This window comes from Sphingomonas degradans, assembly GCF_053502645.1.
In genome coordinates this window covers 568,512-586,391 of sequence record NZ_CP177172.1, presented here as the reverse complement: position 1 = coordinate 586,391, position 17,880 = coordinate 568,512, and the positions used below count along the sequence as shown (strand labels likewise).

The window sequence follows — 17,880 nt, the reverse complement described above, 5'->3', positions numbered from 1 at the left end:
CTGGCGTTTCGGGGAGCAAGAAAAATGGCCATAGACACTCGCGGCGACGCACGCCGCCGTACGCATCCGATTGCCGTGTTCGTCGGCACGCTGATCGGCGGACTGGTGCTGCACCGGATATTGGGCGAGCCCGACCTGCCGATCACGCGGTCTGCGGAAGGGGCGCTGGGCACGCTCGGCATATTGCTGGGCGGCGCCATCCTGTTTTCGGCGGTGGCGATGTTTCGCGAGGCGGGCGTCGATCCATGGCGCGGCACGCCACCGCTGCTGACCGAAGGCATTTATGCCCGCACGCGCAATCCGATGCTGCTGGGGCTGGCGATCGCCTATGCCGGGATCGCGGTGCTGCTCGATTCCGCCGTGGTGCTGCTGGTGCTCGTGCCGCTGATGATCGTCCTGCAGCGCGAAGTCGTCGAGGACGAGGAGCGCGAACTCGAACACCGCTTTGGCGAGCGCTACGCACTGTATCGCAGCAGCGTGCGCCGCTGGATCTGAACCGCAGCGGGGCGCCGGTGGAAGCCGGCGCCCCGCGCAGTGTCACTCGGCGGCTGCGGCGGTGACCGGGTCCTTGTACGCCAGCACCGGCTTGCGCGCGGCCAGCGTCTCGTCCAGCCGGCGACGCGGGGCGAAGTGCGGAGCGGACTTCAGCGCCGGCTCGCCATTCTTGGCGCGGGCGGCCACCGAACGGAACGCGCCGATGAACTGGTCCAGCGCGGCCTTGCTCTCGGTCTCGGTCGGCTCGACCAGCATCGCGCCGTGGACGACCAGCGGGAAATACACCGTCATCGGGTGATAGCCCTCGTCGATCAGCCCCTTGGCGATGTCGATCGTGGAGAAGCCCTCGGGCAGCCCCTTGTCGCTGAAAATCGCCTCATGCATGCACGGCCCGGTCTTGGCGAAGGGCGCGTCGAGCACATCCTCCATCGAGCGCAGCACGTAATTGGCATTGAGCACCGCATCCTCGGCGACCTGGCGCAGGCCGTCGGCGCCGTGGCTGAGGATATAGGCCAGCGCGCGGGTGAACATGCCCATCTGGCCATGGAACGCGACCATGCGGCCGAAGCTGCCCGCATGATGCTCGCCCGCGGTCTCTTCCTCGACCAGCACGAAACGCTCGCCCTGCTTCTCGACGAAGGGCAGCGGCGCATAGGGCGTGAGCGCTTCAGAGAACACCACCGGCCCCGAACCCGGCCCGCCGCCGCCATGCGGCGTGGAGAAGGTCTTGTGCAGGTTGATGTGCATCGCATCGACGCCCAGGTCGCCCGGACGCACGCGCCCGACGATCGCGTTGAAGTTCGCGCCGTCGCAATAGACGAACCCGCCGGCGGCGTGCACCGCGTCGCTGATTTCCTTCAGGTCCGGCTCGAACAGGCCGCACGTGTTGGGGTTGGTGATCATCACGCCCGCGATGTCAGGCCCCAGCCGCGCCTTGAGCGCCGCCAGGTCGACGCGCCCTTCCGCCGTGGCGGGAATGTCCTCCACCGCAAAGCCGGCGAATGCCGCCGTCGCCGGATTGGTGCCGTGGGCGCTTTCGGGCACCAGCATGATGCGCCGCGCGGTCTCGCCGCGCGCGTCCAGCGCCGCGCGGATCGCCAGCACGCCGCACAGCTCGCCATGCGCGCCCGCCTTGGGGCTCATCGCCACCGAGTCCATGCCCGTCAGCGTCACCAGCCAATGGGCCAGCTCATGGATCAGCTCGAACGCGCCCTGGCACGAATCGACCGGGGTCATCGGGTGCAGATCGGCAAAGCCCGAGAGCCGCGCCATCCGCTCGTTCAGGCGCGGATTGTGCTTCATCGTGCAGCTGCCCAGCGGGAACAGCCCCAGGTCGATCGCATAGTTCTGGCGGCTGAGGCGCGTATAGTGGCGCACCGTCTCCGGCTCGGACAGGCCCGGCAGGCCGATCGGCGCGGTGCGATCCAGCCCGGCCAGCCGCGACTTGCCCGAAGGCGCCTCGGCAAAGTCGACGCCGGTCACGTCGGTCGAGCCGATTTCGAAGATCAGCGGCTCTTCGAGCATCAGCGCGCGATTGCCCGTGAACGTCTCGCCGCCGCTCTCGCCGGCCACCGGCGTGGTCGGGCGCCACCCGCTCTGGTTGATGGTGCTCATGCCAGCGCCTCCTGTAGTGCGGATGCAAGGGTTTCGACATCCTCCTCGGACGTCGTCTCGGTAACGGCCACGACCAGCCCGTTCTGCAGATCGGTCGCGCCGGGATACAGGCGGCCCAGCGACACGCCGGCCAATATGCCCTTGTCGGCAAGCTGGCGCACCACGGGCCGTGCTTCCTTGGACAGCTTGAGCGTGAATTCGTTGAAGAACCGGTCGGTGACCAGTTCCACCCCGTCCACTTCGGCCAGCCGGTCGGCGGCGGCGCTCGCGCCGACATGGTTCAGCTCGGCCAGCTGGCGCAGGCCCTTTTCGCCCAGCAGCGTCATGTGGATCGACCAGGCGAGCGCACACAGCACCGAGCTGGTGCAGATGTTCGACGTCGCCTTTTCGCGGCGGATATGCTGTTCGCGGGTGGAGAGCGTCAGCACAAAGCCGCGCTTGCCCTCGGCATCCACGGTCTCGCCGCACAGCCGGCCCGGCATCTGGCGCACCAGCTTTTCCGAACAGGCGAACAGACCGACATAGGGGCCGCCGAACTGGAGCCCGACGCCGATCGACTGGCCTTCGCCCACGACGATGTCCGCGCCCATTTCGCCCGGCGACTTGAGCACGCCCAGCGCCACCGGCTCGGTCACTACGGCGACCAGCAGCGCCTTCTTCGCATGGCAGGCATCGGCCAGCGCCGACATGTCCTCGATCCGGCCGAGAATGTCGGGATACTGGACGACGACGCACGACGTATCGCTGTCAATCTGATTGATGAGGTCCAGCGTATCGGGCTCGGGGCTCAGCGTCGGCAGGCTGGTGACCAGCTGGTCGCCGGTGAACTTCGCCATGGTCTTCGCCACCGATACATAGTGCGGGTGCAGCCCGCCCGAGAGGATCGCCTTGCCGCGCTTGGTCACGCGCCGCGCCATCGTGATCGCTTCCCAGCACGCGGTCGAGCCATCGTACATCGAGGCGTTGGCGACGTCGCAGCCCAGCAGGCGCGCGACCTGGCTCTGGAACTCGAACATCATCTGCAGCGTGCCTTGGGCGATTTCGGGCTGGTACGGCGTATAGGCCGTCAGGAACTCGCCGCGCTGGATCAGGTGATCGACGCTGGCGGGCACATGATGCTTGTATGCCCCTGCCCCCAGGAAGAACGGCGCATCGCCCGCCGTCAGGTTCTTGCGCGCCAGCGCGGCCATGTGGCGCTCGACCGCCATCTCGCTCGCATGGCCGGGCAGCCCGGCGACCGGGCCGGCCAGCCGCGCGGCCTGGGGAACATCGACGAACAGGTCGTCGATCGACTGGGCGCCGACGACGCGCAGCATTTCGGCGCGATCGGCAGGGGTAAGGGGCAAGTAGCGCATCGTTTTTCCTTCTCCCCTCCCGCATGCGGGAGGGGTCGGGGGAGGGCGTGAATTTCAGGAGGGCCTACCGCTCGCGGCTACGCCCTCCCCTGACCCCTCCCGCACGCGGGAGGGGGATTTTTACAGCTTGGCGACGAACGCGGCGTACTTCGCTTCGTCCATCAGGCCTTCCAGCTCGTCCGGGTCGGACAGCGTCAGCTTGAAGAACCAGCCATCACCCTCGGGGTCTTCGTTCACCAGCGCGGGATTGTCGGCCAGGTCCTCGTTGCCCTCGATCACGGTGCCGGACACCGGCGAATAGACGTCGGACGCGGCCTTGACGCTTTCGACCACGGCGGCATCGTCGCCCTTGGTCAGTTCCTTGCCCTCGTCGGGCACTTCGACGAACACGATGTCGCCCAGCTGGCTCTGCGCATATTCGCTGATGCCGACGGTGCCGATGTCGCCATCGACTTCAACCCATTCGTGATCTTCGGTGTAGTAACGGCTCATGGTCAGCCCTTTCTGACGTAGCGGTGGGGAACGAAGGGCATCGAGACGACCTCCGCGGAATGAGTCTTGCCGCGCTGGGCAAGGGTGATGCGAGTGCCGGGCGTCGCGAGCGCGAGCGGGACATAGGCCATGGCGATCGGCTTCTGCACGGTGGGCGCGAAACCGCCGCTGGTGACCGTGCCGATCTGCGCGCCGTCGGCGTCGACCACGGTGGCGCCCTCGCGCACCGGCTGGCGGCCTTCCACGATCAGGCCGACGCGCTTGCGGGCCGGGCCACTCTCGCGCTCCGTCATGATCTGCGCATGGCCGGGGAAGCCGCCCTGCTCGCGGCGGCGCTTCGACAGGGCAAAGCCCAGATCGGCGGCGACCGGCGTGGTCTCCAGGTCCAGGTCGTGCCCATAGAGCGGCAGCCCGGCCTCGAGCCGCAGCGAATCGCGCGCGCCCAGCCCGATCGGCTTGACCTCGGGCTGCGCGGTCAGCGCCTCGGCAAAGGCTTCCGCCGCCTCGCCGGGCAGCGAAATCTCGAACCCGTCCTCGCCGGTATAGCCCGAGCGGCTGATCCACAGCGGATTGCCCTGCCATTCGAAGGCGGCGGCGGTCATGAAGGTCAGCGCCGACACGCCGGGCACCACGCGCTCCAGCGCGGTCACGGCCTCGGGCCCCTGCAGCGCCAGCAGCGCCTGTTCGTCGAGATGGTTGATGACCACCGCGTCGGGCAGCGCCTCGCGCAGCACGCCCAGATCGTCCCACTTGGTCGCGCCGTTGACGACCATGTAGATCGCGCCCGCGTCGATCTCGAACGCATTGTCGGCGGGCAGCCGGGTCAGCATCAGATCGTCGTGGATGCCGCCATTTTCGGCGAGCAGCAGCGAATAGCGCATCCGCCCTGCGGCGAGGCCGGTGATGTCGCCCGGCAACAGCGTTTCCAGCCCCGCGTCGAACGCCTCGCCCGAAAACAGCAGCTGGCCCATATGGCTGACGTCGAACAGCCCGGCATGTTCGCGCGCCCACAGATGCTCGGCCATGATGCCTTCATACTGGACCGGCATCTCATAGCCCGCGAACGGCACCATCCGCCCGCCGCGCGCGCGATGCCAGGCGTCCAGCGGCAACAGCCCCAGCGCAATGGGGGCGTCATCTTCGCCGTGCAGTTCCTGGGTTTCGACTTCGCTCATACGGGGCACTCCGCGCCAAGGGTGGATTCGACGGAAATCGCGCGCCGTCCGGCGCCCTGATCCATCGCCCCCTCTGTCACGGTACCTGAGAGCTTTCGCGGGCGCGCCCTTTACGGCGTCCGCTTACCCCTTCGGTGGAGCCTGGCTGCAAGCCGGCTCGCTTTCCAGAGTGTCGTGGCCTGCGCGGTCCTCGGTGCCTGAGAGATTCCGGGGCGGTTGCTCCTTCGGCGATCCGGCGAACCGGATTCTCTCCCGCGCATACCCATGCCGGTTGCCCGACATCGACCCGCCAAGCCTTGGCTGGAGGGCCGGCGCGAGTCAATCGGGATAGTGGGTAAATTCAATCCTCTCCCGCACGGGGAGGGGGACCGCGCGGCGCAAGCCGCGTGGTGGAGGGGGGCCGCCGCACCGGACTCGCCTGCGGCGTGCCCCCTCCACCATGCTGCGCATGGTCCCCCTCCCCGTTCCGGGGAGGATTAAGAAGATCACCGAGTCGCGTTGTACTTCAGCTGGTCCTCGGTCAGCTGGAAGCCAACCAGCGCCTCGAAGGTGGCCGACAGCACAGCCTGGCGGATGGCGGGATCGGCGAGCGGGTCCATCGCCGCCGCCTCCTCGCCCGCGCGGCGCTTGCTGTTCAGCCGCTTGCGCACATCCTCGGGTAGCGTGGCAGCGACGCGATCGACGGAGGCGCCCCCCTGCCCCACGGCCTGCGCGCGCAGTTGTCCCTCGGCGAAGTGGATGGTCACCGTATTGATGCGCTTTGCCACCACCGACGATCCGCCGCGCACCACCGTCACGAAATAGGGCAGCGTCACGTCGCGCGCGGGGCCTGCGGTCGAACGACGGGCCAACACGTCGAAGGTGATGCTGGTCTGCACCTGCGGCCCGGTATCGTCGCAGGTCGCCTGGACGTTGGTGAGCGTCGCGGTCACGTCGATCGCCTGCGCTTCGCGGCTGGCGGGGGGATCGAACAGCGTCACGTCGCCGGTCCCGGCGGGAACGCCCACGCGCGGGCAGGCGGAGCGAACGGCCGTGATGCCGCCCTCGGCGATCTCGCCCGTACGGGCACAGCCGCCAGCGGCGAGCAGGATCAGGGCGGGAACAGCGAGCTTGGCGAGCGACAAAGGGGACACCTTTCAACAAAACCGCCGGCGCGCCGACAGGCACCCCGGAAACGGCGGGCACCATAGGAACCGCCTTTCGCCCGCGCAAGCAATCGCGTAGAGCCCATCCGCGCCATGACCGAAGCTGAAAAACCCCCGCTGACTCTGCTCATCGCCGCCCCGCGCGGCTTTTGCGCCGGTGTCGATCGTGCCATCCGCATCGTCGAGCTGGCGATCGAGAAATATGGCGCGCCGGTCTATGTCCGGCACGAAATCGTGCACAACAAATATGTCGTCGATACGCTGAAGGCGCAGGGCGCGATCTTCGTCGATGAGCTCGACGAAGTGCCCGACGACGTCCCCGTCGTTTTCTCCGCGCACGGCGTGCCCAAGGCCGTGCCCGCCAAGGCCGCCGAACGCGGCCTCTCGTACCTCGACGCCACCTGCCCGCTGGTGTCCAAGGTCCATCGCCAGGCGGAGCGGCTGGTGGCGCAGGGGCACCATATCCTGTTCATCGGCCATGCCGGCCACCCCGAAGTGATCGGCACCTTCGGCCAGGTGCCCGAAGGATCGATGACCCTGATCGAAACGGTCGAGGATGCCGAAGCACTCGCCGTCGCCGATGCCGAAAACCTCGCCTTCCTGACCCAGACGACGCTGTCGGTCGATGATACGGCAGCGGTGCTGGAGGTGCTCAAGCGCCGCTTCCCGACGATCCGCGCGCCGGGGCCGGACGACATCTGCTATGCCACGTCCAACCGGCAGAATGCGGTCAAGGCGATCGCCGAATCGTGCGACCTGGTGCTCGTGATCGGCTCGCCCAAATCGTCCAATTCGCTGCGCCTGGTCGAAGTCGCGCTGCGCGGCAACACCTGCGCCACGCTGATCCAGCGGGCCGAGGACATCGATTTCGCCTGGTTCGATGGCGCATCGACCGTGGGCATCACCGCCGGCGCCTCCGCACCCGAAGTGCTGGTCCGCGAAGTCGTGGACCGCATCGCCAGCCGTTTCACCGTGACCGAGAAGCAAGTCGAGACCGTGACCGAGAACATCGCCTTCAAGCTGCCCCGCGGACTCGAAGCCGCGTAATGGCCGTATACACGCAGGTTTCGGCCGAGGCGCTGTCCGCGTTCCTCGAGCAGTTCGACGTCGGCGAACTGGTCTCCGCCAAGGGCATCGCCGAGGGGGTGGAGAACAGCAACTACATGGTCGACACGACCAAGAGCCGCTTCATCCTGACGCTGTACGAGAAGCGCGTCGACCAGGGCGACCTGCCCTATTTCATGGCGCTGCTCGATCACTGCGCCGATCGCGGGCTGCCGGTGCCGCCGGCAGTGCCCGATCGCGACGGCACGCTGATCCACACGCTGGAGGGGCGCCCGGCGTGCCTGATCCAGTTCCTGTCGGGCGTCTCGGTCTCGCACCCTACCCCCGCACAGGCGCGCGCGGCGGCGGAGGCGATGGGGCGGATGCATAAGGCAGTGGCGGACTTCCCGCAGGACCGCCCCAATTCGATGGGCGTCGACACCTGGCGCCCGCTGTTCGAGCGCTGCGGCACCAGCCTCAACCAGATCGCGCCGGGGCTGTACGACGAGCTGGGCCAGGCGCTGGACCGCGTCACCGCGCTCTGGCCGCGCGAGGGCTTCGATTCCTGCGCGATCCATGCCGATCTGTTCCCGGACAATGTTCTGATGCTTGGCAACCGCGTGACCGGGCTGATCGACTTCTACTTCGCCTGCACCGATCTGCGGCTCTACGACCTTGCGGTGATGCACACCGCCTGGGCGTTCGATGCGACCGGAAACAAGTTCGATCCCTATGTGTCCGAGGCGCTGCTCGCGGGCTATGAGACCAGCTACAAGCTCACCGAACAGGAGCGCGCGATCCTGCCGCTGCTCGCGACCGGCGCGTGCATCCGCTTCACCTTGTCGCGCGCCTGGGACTGGCTCAACACGCCCGCCGACGCGCTGGTGACGCGCAAGGACCCGCTCGCCTTCTGGCGGCGGTCGCGGGCCTATGAATCGGCGCTGGGGGCGCTCGCATGACCACCGAACTCCAGCATGTCGAAATCGCGACCGACGGCGCGTGCAAGGGCAATCCCGGCCGGGGCGGTTGGGGCGTGGTGCTGCGCATGGGCGGCACCGAAAAGGAAATGTCGGGCGGCGAGCCGCACACCACCAACAACCGCATGGAGCTGATGGCCGCGATCCAGGGGCTACAGGCGTTGAAGCGCCCGTGCCGCGTCACGCTGTCCACCGACAGCCGCTATGTGATGGATGGCCTGACCAAATGGATCCACGGCTGGCTCAAGAACGGCTGGCGCACGGCGGACAAGAAACCGGTCAAGAACGCCGAACTGTGGCAGGAATTGCTGGCGGCGTCGAAGCCGCACCGGGTCGAATGGGTCTGGGTAAAGGGCCATGCCGGCCACCCCGACAACGAACGCGCCGACAAGCTGGCAAGCGACGCCGCGCTGGCCCAGCGGGCCTGACAACGGCCAAGCGCGCCCCTCCCCGTTCGCCCTGAGCTTGTCGAAGGGCGCTTGCCGAAGGGCAAACGGAGTAAAAAGTCAGCCCTCGTCGGACTTCACGAAGAACTTGTCGATCACGTCCTTTGCCAGCCGCGCGGGGCGGTGCGTCTGGGCGTCGATGCAGCACCAGCTGGACTTGACCTCGGCCAGCACGTCGCCGCCGCGCCGAATCACCGTTTCGTAAAACGCCCGCGCGCCCTGCACCTTTTCGAGCAGCACCGTGGCGACGACATCGTCGTTCAGGAACGCCGGGCGGCGATAGGTGATCTCGTGCTTCAGCGCGACCCACAGATGCTCGGCCACTGCCTCGACCGGCGCCAGATGCTGCCAATGGCTGATAACCGCGGCCTGCACCCATTTGAGGTAGCTGGCATTGTTGACGTGCCCCATGAAATCGATGTCGTCGGCGGCGACGTCGACCTGAAAATTATAGGGAAGCGCGGAAATACTCATGGGCTCCAACATAGCGCAATCTGCTGACAATCGCGACCTCTATCACCCGCCAGTGTAGTTTTCCGGGGTTTGCGCCCGTGGGTGCCGATTGCCGTAACGGCAGCTGCGGGCTTTGGGCCGCCCGGTCTTGACACGACACGCCCGACGCGCTGATGGCGCAAGTAATCAGACAAAAGGGGATGCCAATGCCACGTATCACTGCCGCCCGCGTCGTCGTCACGTGCCCGGGGCGCAATTTCGTAACGCTGCGCATCGAAACCGACGAGGGAGTCTACGGCCTGGGCGATGCCACGCTCAACGGGCGCGAGCTGGCGGTGGCGAGCTACCTGACCGATCATGTCATCCCCTGTCTGATCGGGCGCGACGCGCATCGGATCGAGGACATCTGGCAGTATCTGTACAAGGGCGCGTATTGGCGCCGGGGCCCGGTCACCATGTCCGCGATCGCCGCGGTCGACATGGCGCTGTGGGACATCAAGGGCAAGATTGCCGGACTGCCGGTCTACCAGCTGCTCGGCGGCGCCAGCCGCGAAGGCTGCATGGTCTATGGCCATGCGAACGGCACTGACATCGAGGAAACGATCGACCGCGCCCACGAATATCTGGAACAGGGATACAAGGCCGTCCGCCTGCAGTCGGGCGTGCCGGGCATCGCCACCACCTATGGCGTGTCGGGCGAGCGTTTCTATTACGAACCGGCCAAGGGTTCGCTGCCCGAAGAGACCGTGTGGTCCACCGCCAAGTACATGAACCATGTGCCCAAGCTGTTCGAGCGCGGGCGCGATGCGCTGGGCTGGGACGTGCACCTGCTGCACGACGTCCACCACCGGCTGACTCCGATCGAGGCGGGGCGGCTGGGCAAGGATCTGGAACCCTATCGCCTGTTCTGGCTCGAGGATGCGACTCCGGCGGAAAACCAGGCCGCGTTCCGCCTGATCCGCCAGCACACCACGACGCCGCTGGCGGTGGGAGAGATTTTCAACACGATCTGGGACGCCAAGCAGCTGATCGAGGAGCAGCTGATCGACTATATCCGCGCCACCGTGGTCCATGCCGGCGGCATCACGCACCTGCGCCGGGTGGCGGCGCTGGCCGATCTGTACCAGGTCCGCACCGGCTGCCACGGCGCGACCGACCTGTCGCCGGTGTGCATGGCGGCCGCGCTGCACTTCGGCCTGTCGGTCCCCAATTTCGGCATCCAAGAATATATGCGCCACACGCCGGAGACGGACGCCGTGTTCCCGCATGCGTACACCTTCGCGCAGGGCCTGATGCACCCGGGCGACGCCCCCGGTCTGGGCGTCGAGATGGACGAGGAACTGGCCGCAAAGTACGAATACAAGCGCGCCTATCTCCCCGTGAACCGCCTGGAAGACGGGACGATGTTCAACTGGTGAGGGTTTGAGGTGGAAGGACCGTCTGAATTTCCCGCGCAGCCGTCGCCCCGGACTTGATCCGGGGTCCCGCTTCCTGCGCCATTGACTGCGGCCAAAGAAGCGGGGTCCCGGGTCGAGCCCGGGACGACGAGGGTAATAAGCGGACGGCGCTGTACGGTCTGGAGTAAGGCAGGCGAATAAAGTTCACGCCATCCCGAACCGCCCCGGCGCGTAGCGCAGCGGGTCTATCCCCGCGACGCTCGCGTCGGGCGCGATACCCAGCAACAGCGCCGCCGCCAGTGCGGCTGCGGCGGGGGCGGTCTGGATGCCGAAGCCGCCCTGCCCCGCGCACCAGAACAGCCCCGGCACCTGCGCGTCGAAGCCATAGACGGGCAGCCGATCGGGCGCGAAGCTGCGCAGCCCCGCCCATTTATGCTCCAGCGCGGCGACGCGCCAATCGACGACATGCTCGAGCCGGTCGATCGCGATCGCCACGTCCAGTTCCTCGGGCGCGGCGTCGCACGGCACGCTGGGGATTTCGTCATGCGGCGACAGCCACAGCCGCCCGCCCGCCTCGGGCTTGAAATAGAAGCTGCCGGTCAGGTGGCCGACATGCGGCAGGTTTTGCGGCGGCGCGGGATCGGTGCGCAGCTGCACCATGGTGCGGCGATAGGGTTGGATACCCAGCGGCGCCGCGCCCGCCAGCGTCGCCACCGAATCGGCCCACGCCCCTGCCGCATTGACCAGCACGCCCGCCGCAAAGGCGCCCGCGCGCGTCTCCAGCCGCCACACGCCGCCCTCGCGCCGCGCCGCCTGTAGCGCCGCCGACACGACCAGTTCCGCGCCCGCACGCCGCGCGGTCGCCAGGAACGCCCCGTGCAGCCCGCCGACGTCGATATAGGCACAGCTCGGCTCGAACACGCCCAGCGTCCATTCGGGACGCAGCCCCGAAATGGTCTCGCGCGGATCGACGGCGCGCAGTTCCACGCCGCTGCCGTCGAACTCCGCCAGGAACGCATCCGCCGCCCCCTGCTCGTCCGCGCGGGCGATGTGGAGCGAGCCCAGCGGATCGAGGAACCCGCCCGCGTGCAGCGCCGGGCCCGACGCCGTGGTCAGCGGCTGGATATAGGGCCCGCCATAGGTTTCGGACCAGAAGGCCGCCGAACGCCCGGTGGCGTGATAGCCGGGGCGCTCCTCCGCCTCCAGAATCAGCACGCGCGCGTGCGGCGCCAGCGCGGCGGCCAGGCTCGCCCCGGCAATCCCGCCGCCGACGATCGCAATGTCGTACCGCGTCACGGCCGCGCGGCTCGTTCCGCCAGGAAGCCGTCGATCTCCGCCAGCGCGCGGTCGCGCACGGGATCGGCTTCGCGCAGGATCTCGTGCGCGCTTTCAGGCCCGAAGGTGACGACTCGCGCATCGGGCAGGTCGGGCGCGATACGCAGCGCCGCGCGCGCATCGACCAGCCCGTCGGCGTTCGCCACCAGCATCAGCACGGGCACCCGCACCGCCTTCAGCCGGGGATTCGCCGCCGTCTCGCGCATCGACCGGAACGCCTCGATCACCCAGCGCCAGCTCGGCGGGCCGGTCAGGATCGACGGGTCGTGCGTCTGCCACCAGATTTCGTCGGCATAGCGTTCGGCATCGTGCGTCAGCAGCGAGGATCGCGTGTCGGTGGTATAGGGCTTCTCGTTACCCTTCCACGCCCGGCGCGCAGGATTGCCCAGCCCGCCCAGGATGCGCGCCATGCGCTCGCCCAGCGATCCGAACGGGCTCCTGAACCCCAGCATCGGCGCGACCAGCACGACGGCGTCGGGGGCGATGGCCCCCTCCACCACGCCGCGCAGCACCAGATGGCCGCCCATCGAATGCCCCATCACCACATGCGGCCCGGGCGTCTGCGCGTGCCACTGCGCATAGAAGGCGCGCAGGTCGGCGATGAAATCGTCGAAGCTCTCGATATGCCCACAATCGCCCGCAGGCGTCAGCCGGCCCGAACCGCCCTGCCCCCGCCAATCGAACGCCGTGATCGACCAGCCTTGCGCGTGCCAGTGCGCGAACGTCTCCAGATATTTTTCGAAGATGTCGCCGCGCCCGGTCTGGAACAGGATGCTCCCGCGCGGAGACGCAGTCTCCGCCGGCCACGAAAAGGTGCGCAGGCCCCAGCCATCCGGCGCCGTCCAGCGATGCACCGTTGCGCCTGCGGGAATGGCGCGGCGGTCGAAAGAGGATGTGCTCATGAGTCGTGGTTACGGTTTGATAAGCCGCATCGTCTAGGGATTTGCGTCGATGGTCCCCCTGATCGCCACCTTTCTGCTCGGCGCGCTCGCGCTGCTCCTGCTTTCGGCGGCGATCGAGGATGTGCGAATTCGCCAGATCGCCAATTGGAAGAACGCCGCCATCGCACTGCTGGCGCCGGTTTGGTGGTGGACCAACGGGCTGGCGCTGTGGCCCGATATCGCGATCCAGGTCGGGATAGCCGCATTCGTCTTTGCGCTTTTCGCGGGCGCCTTTGCGCTGGGCCAGATGGGTGGGGGCGACGTCAAGCTGATCGGGGCGGTCGCGCTGTGGCTGCCGCTCCAGCAACTCCTATGGATGCTGGTGGTGATGGCGCTGGTCGGCGGCGTGCTCACGCTGGTCATGCTCGCCGAGCACAAATTGCGGCGGCGCGGCCCCGACCCTGTGGAAATTCCCTATGGGGTCGCGATCGTTATCGCCGCGCTGCTCGCCCTGCGCGAACCGATCCTTAACCAGTTCGGCTGATACTTAACGCCCGGACAACTACCGCGACCCGTATTTTAAGAAGGCTTGAAGCGAAATGGATGCACGCAGGGTCATTCTGCTCGTCGGAGCGCTGCTCGTCGCCACGCTGACGGCGTTCATGGCGCGCAGCCTGATGGTGGGCACGCCGGCCCCGATCGCGGGGGCGAACCCCAGTGCGGCAACTCCCGAGAACACCACCGAAGTGCTGGTCGCCACGCGCGCTCTGCCGGTGGGCACGATCCTGGACGCACAGGCGGTGAAGTTCGTCGCCTGGCCCAAGGAACTGATCGAGGGCGCCTATTTCCTCAAGTCCGCGGGCGATCCCGCCAAGCTGCAGGGCACGGTGGTTCGCTATTCGATCCCCGCCGGCCAGCCGATCACGCAGGGCGCGCTGGTCAAGCCCGGCGATCGCGGCTTCCTGGCCGCGGCGCTGGCTCCCGGCATGCGCGCGGTCACCGTGCCGGTCTCCGCACAATCCTCGGTCGCCGGCTTCGTCTTTCCGGGCGACCGAATCGACCTGGTGCTCACCCAGTCGGTCGCCGGCGGCGGCGATGGTCCGCCGCTCAAGGCATCGGAGACGATCATGCGCAACCTGCGCGTCCTCGCCACCGATCAGCGCACCGACAAGCAGACCGACGAAAACGGCAAGACCGTGGTGAGCACCTATTCCAACGTCACGATCGAGGCGACGCCCAAGATCGCGGAGAAGATCGCCGTCGCACAGACGCTGGGCACCTTGTCGCTGTCGCTGCGCTCGATCGCCGACAATCAGGGCGAACTGGAAGACGCCATCGCCAATGGCGACGTCGAAGTGCCCGCCGATGGCAATGCCAAGGCCGAAAAGGCGATGATGGCGCGCGTCGCCGCAGGGCCTCGCGAGGGTGACACCACTTTCGCCACCGGCGCCGACGTTTCCCGCTTTCAGCGCCGCACCGTCCCCGGCAAGGCGATGGAGACTGCCGGTGGTCCCTCGGGCGCGGTCCCGGCAGTGCCCGGCCAGAGCTATCCCGGCGTGGCCCCCGTCCGGCGCGGCACCGTCATCACCGTCGCGCGGGGCAATGCCGTGACGGCCGTAGAGATCGAAGGAACCAAGTGATGCGTGTCATGGCAAAACCGGCCGTGCTGCCGCTCGCCCTCTTCGCGCTTGGCGTGTCTGCGGCCGCAATCCCCCCTGCCGCCGCACAGACCGTGAGCACGCCGCAGACGGTGCTCCAGATCAACACCGATCGCGGCCGCCTCGTCACGCTGGATGCGCCGATCGCCGACGTGTTCGTCGCGAACGCCGCGATTGCCGACGTCCAGGTGCGCTCGGCGCGGCAGATCTATGTGTTCGGCAAGGCGGCGGGCGAGACCACCATCTATGCCACGTCCAAGACGGGCAAGGTCGTCTATTCCACCACCGTGCGCATCGGCAACAATATCGACTCGGTCGATACCATGCTGCGGCTGGCAATGCCCGATGCCCAGGTCGTCGCCACCCCGATGAACGGGATGATGCTGCTGACCGGCACCGTCCGCGCGCCGCAGGACATGGCCGAGGCCGAACGGCTGGTGCAGGCGTTCATGGGCAAGGACATGCAGGTCATCAGCCGCCTGAAGACCGCGACTCCGCTCCAGGTGAACCTCCAGGTCCGCTTCGCCGAAGTGAGCCGCAGCTTCATCAAGAATGTCGGCGTTAACATCCTGACGCGCGACCAGACCAGCGGCTTCCAGTTCGGCGTCGCATCGGGCCGGTCCCCGGGCACGTTCGGGGGCACGACCACCAGCGCCACCTTCACCAAGGGGTCAGAGAACGGCACCATCGGGCTGGCGGGCAAGCTGTTCGGGCTCGACATCCTCAGCGCGCTCGATCTGGGCGAGACGATCGGCCAGGTGTCGACGCTGACCAACCCCAACCTCACTGCCCTGTCGGGCGAGACCAGCAGCTTCCTTGCCGGTGGCGAAATCCCGATCCCGGTGAGCCAGGGGCTGGGCGCGGTTTCGGTGGAATACAAGCAATATGGCGTCAGCCTTGCGTTCACGCCCACGGTGCTCGCCGACGGGCGCATTTCACTGCGCGTGAAGCCCGAAGTATCGGCGCTGTCCGCCGCCGGCGCCGTGACGCTCAACGGCACCCAGATCCCCGCCCTCACCACGCGCCGCGCCGAGACGATGGTGGAGCTGGGCTCAGGCGAGAGCATGGTCATCGGCGGGCTGCTGCAGAACACGCACGACAATTCGATCACCAAGACACCGGGGCTTGGCGACGTGCCCGTGCTCGGCGCGCTGTTCCGCTCCAACGGGTTCAAGCGCAACGAGACCGAGCTCGTGATCGTCATCACCCCCTATCTGGTGAAGCCGGTCAACGCGAACGACGTCGTCCTGCCGACCGACGGCTACCGCGCGCCCGACGATTTCCAGCGGATCTTCGGCGGCCAGCTGAGCGGCAGCACGCCCGGCGGCACGCGCCCCAAGCCCAGCATGGCGCCGCCCGCCAATGCGACGCCCTCGGTCGGCGCCCTCGCGCCGGTGGCGCCCGCACAGCAGCCCAAGGCCGCGCCCACCCCAACCAAGCCCAAAAAGGGCGGCGATTCCGCTGCCCCCGGTTTCGGCTTCTGACGTCCAGAGGAATTGGCAATGGTATCGCGCTTCGCTCCCCTGCTCCTCGTGCCGCTCGTCGCCCTGGGCGCTTGCGGCACGTATAATGGCGGGCTGGACCCCATTCACCAGCCGGTCGTCCAGCGCGGCGACTATAGCTTCGACGTCGCGGTCTCGGGCGATCGCCTTGCCCCCGGCGAGGGCCAGCGGCTGGCCGGATGGATGGCATCGATGGGCCTGAAATATGGCGACCGCGTCGCGATCGACGATGGCGCCGACGGCAGCACCGGCCGCGCCGAAGTCGCCGCGCTCGCCGGAAGCTATGGCCTGTTGCTCGCCGATCGCGCGCCGATGACGCCGGGCCAGATCGCACCAGGCACTGCGCGCGTCGTCGTCACCCGGATGACCGCATCGGTCCCCGGCTGCCCGGATTTCACGCGGCAATATCAGCCCGATTATGCCGCCAGCACGTCATCGAACCTCGGCTGTGCGACCAATACCAACCTTGCCCGGATGGTCGCCGACCCCGCCGATCTGGTGCGCGGCGCCAGCGGCGCGCCCACTGCCGACCCCGCCACGGCGGGCAAGGCGGTCAACGCGCTGCGCAACGCGGCACCTAGCGGCGCCGGCGGCACGGCGGTGAAAAGCGAATCGCCGGGAGGTGGCAAGTGAACGCGCCCTTCAATCCGCTGCGTGCGGCGCATCGTGATCCGTTCACGGCGTTCGTCTGCGACGAAGGCACGGCGGAACTGCTGCGGCCGATCGCCGTCGAACTCGGCTGGTCGCCCGAAAAGGTCAACAAGGGCGGGCTGCGCAACGCCGTCCAGACGCTGTCGGTATCGGCCAGCCCGAACATCCTGTTCGTGGACCTGTCCGAATCGGGCGATCCGCTCAACGACATCAACGCGCTGGCCGAAGTGTGCGAGCCCGGCACGATCGTCATCGCCACCGGCCAGGTCAACGATGTGCGGCTGTATCGCGATCTCGTCGCCAGCGGCATCCACGATTATCTGCTCAAGCCGCTCAACCCCGACGCACTGCGCGATACCTTCGCCCATGCCCAGGCCGCGCTGAGCATGCCCAAGGTCGCCGACAACAGCGCCGATCGCCCGCACTGCGCCGTCGCGGTGATCGGCACGCGCGGCGGCGTGGGCGCGACCACGCTCGCCACGTCGCTGTCGTGGCTGATGAGCACCCCGCACGCGCGCACCACCGCACTGCTCGATCTGGATATCCATTTCGGCACCGGCGCGCTGGCGCTCGATCTCGAACCCGGCCGCGGCCTGACCGACGCGATCGAAAACCCCAGCCGAATCGACGGGCTGTTCATCGAACGCGCGATGGTGCGCGCATCGGAACGGCTGGCCGTGCTGTCCGCCGAAGCACCGATCAACTCGCCCGTGTTGACCGACGGTGCCGCTTTCTACCAGTTGCAGGAGGAAATCCGCAGCGCGTTCGAATGCACGATCGTAGATCTGCCCCGCGCGATGCTGGTCAACCATCCCCATCTGATCGCGGACGTGCAGGTCGCGGTGCTGGTGACCGACCTGACGCTGGCGGCCGCGCGCGATTCGATCCGCATCCTCAGCTGGTTCAAATCAAACGCGCCCCAGACGCAGGTGATCGTCGTCGCCAACAAGATGCAGCCCCAGCCGCTGCTGGAAATCAGCCGCAAGGATTTCGAAGGCTCGATCGAGCGCAAGATCGACGTGCTGATCCCGTTCGATCCGAAACTGGCGATGCAGGCGGCCAAGCTGGGCAAGTCGCTCGCCGAAGTGGGCAAGGGCGCGAAGGCCATGGCGCCGCTCGCCGAACTGGCGACCCGGATCACCGCGATCACCGATTCGGGCGAGCATGACGATAAGCCGGCCAAGGGCGCGGCGGACGGCAAGGGCGGATCGCTGCTCGGCAAGCTGACCGCCAAGATGCCGCGCAGGGCAAAGAAGTAAC

18 protein-coding genes and 1 riboswitch are annotated in these 17,880 nt (G+C 67.7%); of the genes, 10 read left to right on the top strand and 8 right to left on the bottom strand.

What is annotated here, in order from left to right; genetic code table 11:
• Positions 1 to 24: 24 nt before the first annotated feature.
• Positions 25 to 495, top strand: coding sequence for a methyltransferase (locus ACG3SL_RS02780; protein WP_448663616.1), 471 nt, complete (start codon positions 25 to 27; stop codon positions 493 to 495).
• Positions 496 to 537: 42 nt separating this feature from the next.
• Here the strand turns inward: ACG3SL_RS02780 and gcvPB are convergent, their stop codons facing one another.
• The 5 genes from gcvPB to ACG3SL_RS02755 all read right to left on the bottom strand — a co-directional run bounded on the left by gcvPB (position 538) and on the right by ACG3SL_RS02755 (position 6,255).
• The gene (gcvPB, locus tag ACG3SL_RS02775) at positions 538 to 2,109 is read right to left on the bottom strand and encodes an aminomethyl-transferring glycine dehydrogenase subunit GcvPB (RefSeq protein WP_448663615.1); all 1,572 of its coding nucleotides are present in this window, start codon (positions 2,107 to 2,109) and stop codon (positions 538 to 540) included.
• Positions 2,106 to 3,464 carry an aminomethyl-transferring glycine dehydrogenase subunit GcvPA gene (gene gcvPA, locus ACG3SL_RS02770; RefSeq protein WP_448663614.1) on the bottom strand — a complete coding sequence of 453 codons (1,359 nt, stop codon included), beginning with the start codon at positions 3,462 to 3,464 and terminating at the stop codon, positions 2,106 to 2,108. Before gcvPA ends, gcvPB begins: the two co-directional genes overlap by 4 nt.
• 120 nt (positions 3,465 to 3,584) lie before the next feature.
• Positions 3,585 to 3,956: a glycine cleavage system protein GcvH gene (gcvH, locus tag ACG3SL_RS02765; protein ID WP_448663613.1), complete on the bottom strand. Its 372-nt coding sequence runs from the start codon at positions 3,954 to 3,956 to the stop codon at positions 3,585 to 3,587.
• Positions 3,957 to 3,958: 2 nt separating this feature from the next.
• Positions 3,959 to 5,131, bottom strand: a complete 1,173-nt coding sequence (gcvT, locus tag ACG3SL_RS02760) for a glycine cleavage system aminomethyltransferase GcvT (RefSeq protein WP_448663612.1) — start codon at positions 5,129 to 5,131, stop codon at positions 3,959 to 3,961.
• 174 nt (positions 5,132 to 5,305) lie between these two features.
• A riboswitch (glycine riboswitch) is annotated at positions 5,306 to 5,396 on the bottom strand.
• A 220-nt stretch (positions 5,397 to 5,616) separates the two neighbouring features.
• Entirely contained in the window at positions 5,617 to 6,255 is a 639-nt protein-coding gene (locus tag ACG3SL_RS02755) for a hypothetical protein (protein WP_448663611.1), read from the bottom strand.
• A gap of 114 nt (positions 6,256 to 6,369) precedes the next feature.
• Here ACG3SL_RS02755 and ispH point away from each other — a divergent pair, with 114 nt between their 5' ends.
• From ispH to rnhA, 3 genes are read left to right on the top strand one after another with little or no spacing between them, the layout of a single operon-like run.
• Complete coding sequence (ispH, locus tag ACG3SL_RS02750) at positions 6,370 to 7,323, top strand: 4-hydroxy-3-methylbut-2-enyl diphosphate reductase (protein ID WP_448663610.1); 954 nt, start codon at positions 6,370 to 6,372, stop codon at positions 7,321 to 7,323.
• Positions 7,323 to 8,279 carry a homoserine kinase gene (thrB, locus tag ACG3SL_RS02745; protein WP_448663609.1) on the top strand — a complete coding sequence of 319 codons (957 nt, stop codon included), beginning with the start codon at positions 7,323 to 7,325 and terminating at the stop codon, positions 8,277 to 8,279. The genes ispH and thrB overlap by 1 nt, the downstream gene beginning before the upstream one ends.
• A complete protein-coding gene (gene rnhA / locus ACG3SL_RS02740; RefSeq protein ID WP_448663608.1) occupies positions 8,276 to 8,725 on the top strand; it encodes a ribonuclease HI in 450 nt (149 codons plus the stop codon). Before thrB ends, rnhA begins: the two co-directional genes overlap by 4 nt.
• A gap of 78 nt (positions 8,726 to 8,803) precedes the next feature.
• On the opposite strand, the gene ACG3SL_RS02735 is transcribed toward rnhA, so the two are convergent.
• Complete coding sequence (locus tag ACG3SL_RS02735; protein ID WP_448663607.1) at positions 8,804 to 9,217, bottom strand: acyl-CoA thioesterase; 414 nt, start codon at positions 9,215 to 9,217, stop codon at positions 8,804 to 8,806.
• A 185-nt stretch (positions 9,218 to 9,402) separates the two neighbouring features.
• Between ACG3SL_RS02735 and manD the strand changes: the two genes are divergently transcribed.
• Positions 9,403 to 10,614: a D-mannonate dehydratase ManD gene (gene manD / locus ACG3SL_RS02730; RefSeq protein WP_448663606.1), complete on the top strand. Its 1,212-nt coding sequence runs from the start codon at positions 9,403 to 9,405 to the stop codon at positions 10,612 to 10,614.
• Positions 10,615 to 10,797: 183 nt separating this feature from the next.
• On the opposite strand, the gene ACG3SL_RS02725 is transcribed toward manD, so the two are convergent.
• Positions 10,798 to 11,889, bottom strand: a complete 1,092-nt coding sequence (locus tag ACG3SL_RS02725) for an NAD(P)/FAD-dependent oxidoreductase (protein ID WP_448663605.1) — start codon at positions 11,887 to 11,889, stop codon at positions 10,798 to 10,800.
• Entirely contained in the window at positions 11,886 to 12,830 is a 945-nt protein-coding gene (locus ACG3SL_RS02720; protein WP_448663604.1) for an alpha/beta fold hydrolase, read from the bottom strand. Before ACG3SL_RS02720 ends, ACG3SL_RS02725 begins: the two co-directional genes overlap by 4 nt.
• A gap of 49 nt (positions 12,831 to 12,879) precedes the next feature.
• Between ACG3SL_RS02720 and ACG3SL_RS02715 the strand changes: the two genes are divergently transcribed.
• From ACG3SL_RS02715 to ACG3SL_RS02695, 5 genes are read left to right on the top strand one after another with little or no spacing between them, the layout of a single operon-like run.
• Positions 12,880 to 13,353, top strand: coding sequence for an A24 family peptidase (locus ACG3SL_RS02715; RefSeq protein WP_448663603.1), 474 nt, complete (start codon positions 12,880 to 12,882; stop codon positions 13,351 to 13,353).
• A gap of 55 nt (positions 13,354 to 13,408) precedes the next feature.
• A complete protein-coding gene (gene cpaB, locus ACG3SL_RS02710; protein ID WP_448663602.1) occupies positions 13,409 to 14,449 on the top strand; it encodes a Flp pilus assembly protein CpaB in 1,041 nt (346 codons plus the stop codon).
• A complete protein-coding gene (locus ACG3SL_RS02705; protein ID WP_448663601.1) occupies positions 14,449 to 15,951 on the top strand; it encodes a pilus assembly protein N-terminal domain-containing protein in 1,503 nt (500 codons plus the stop codon). Before cpaB ends, ACG3SL_RS02705 begins: the two co-directional genes overlap by 1 nt.
• Before the next feature lie 18 nt (positions 15,952 to 15,969).
• Entirely contained in the window at positions 15,970 to 16,602 is a 633-nt protein-coding gene (locus tag ACG3SL_RS02700) for a CpaD family pilus assembly lipoprotein (RefSeq protein WP_448663600.1), read from the top strand.
• Entirely contained in the window at positions 16,599 to 17,879 is a 1,281-nt protein-coding gene (locus ACG3SL_RS02695; RefSeq protein WP_448663599.1) for an AAA family ATPase, read from the top strand. The genes ACG3SL_RS02700 and ACG3SL_RS02695 overlap by 4 nt, the downstream gene beginning before the upstream one ends.
• Position 17,880 lies beyond the last annotated feature (1 nt).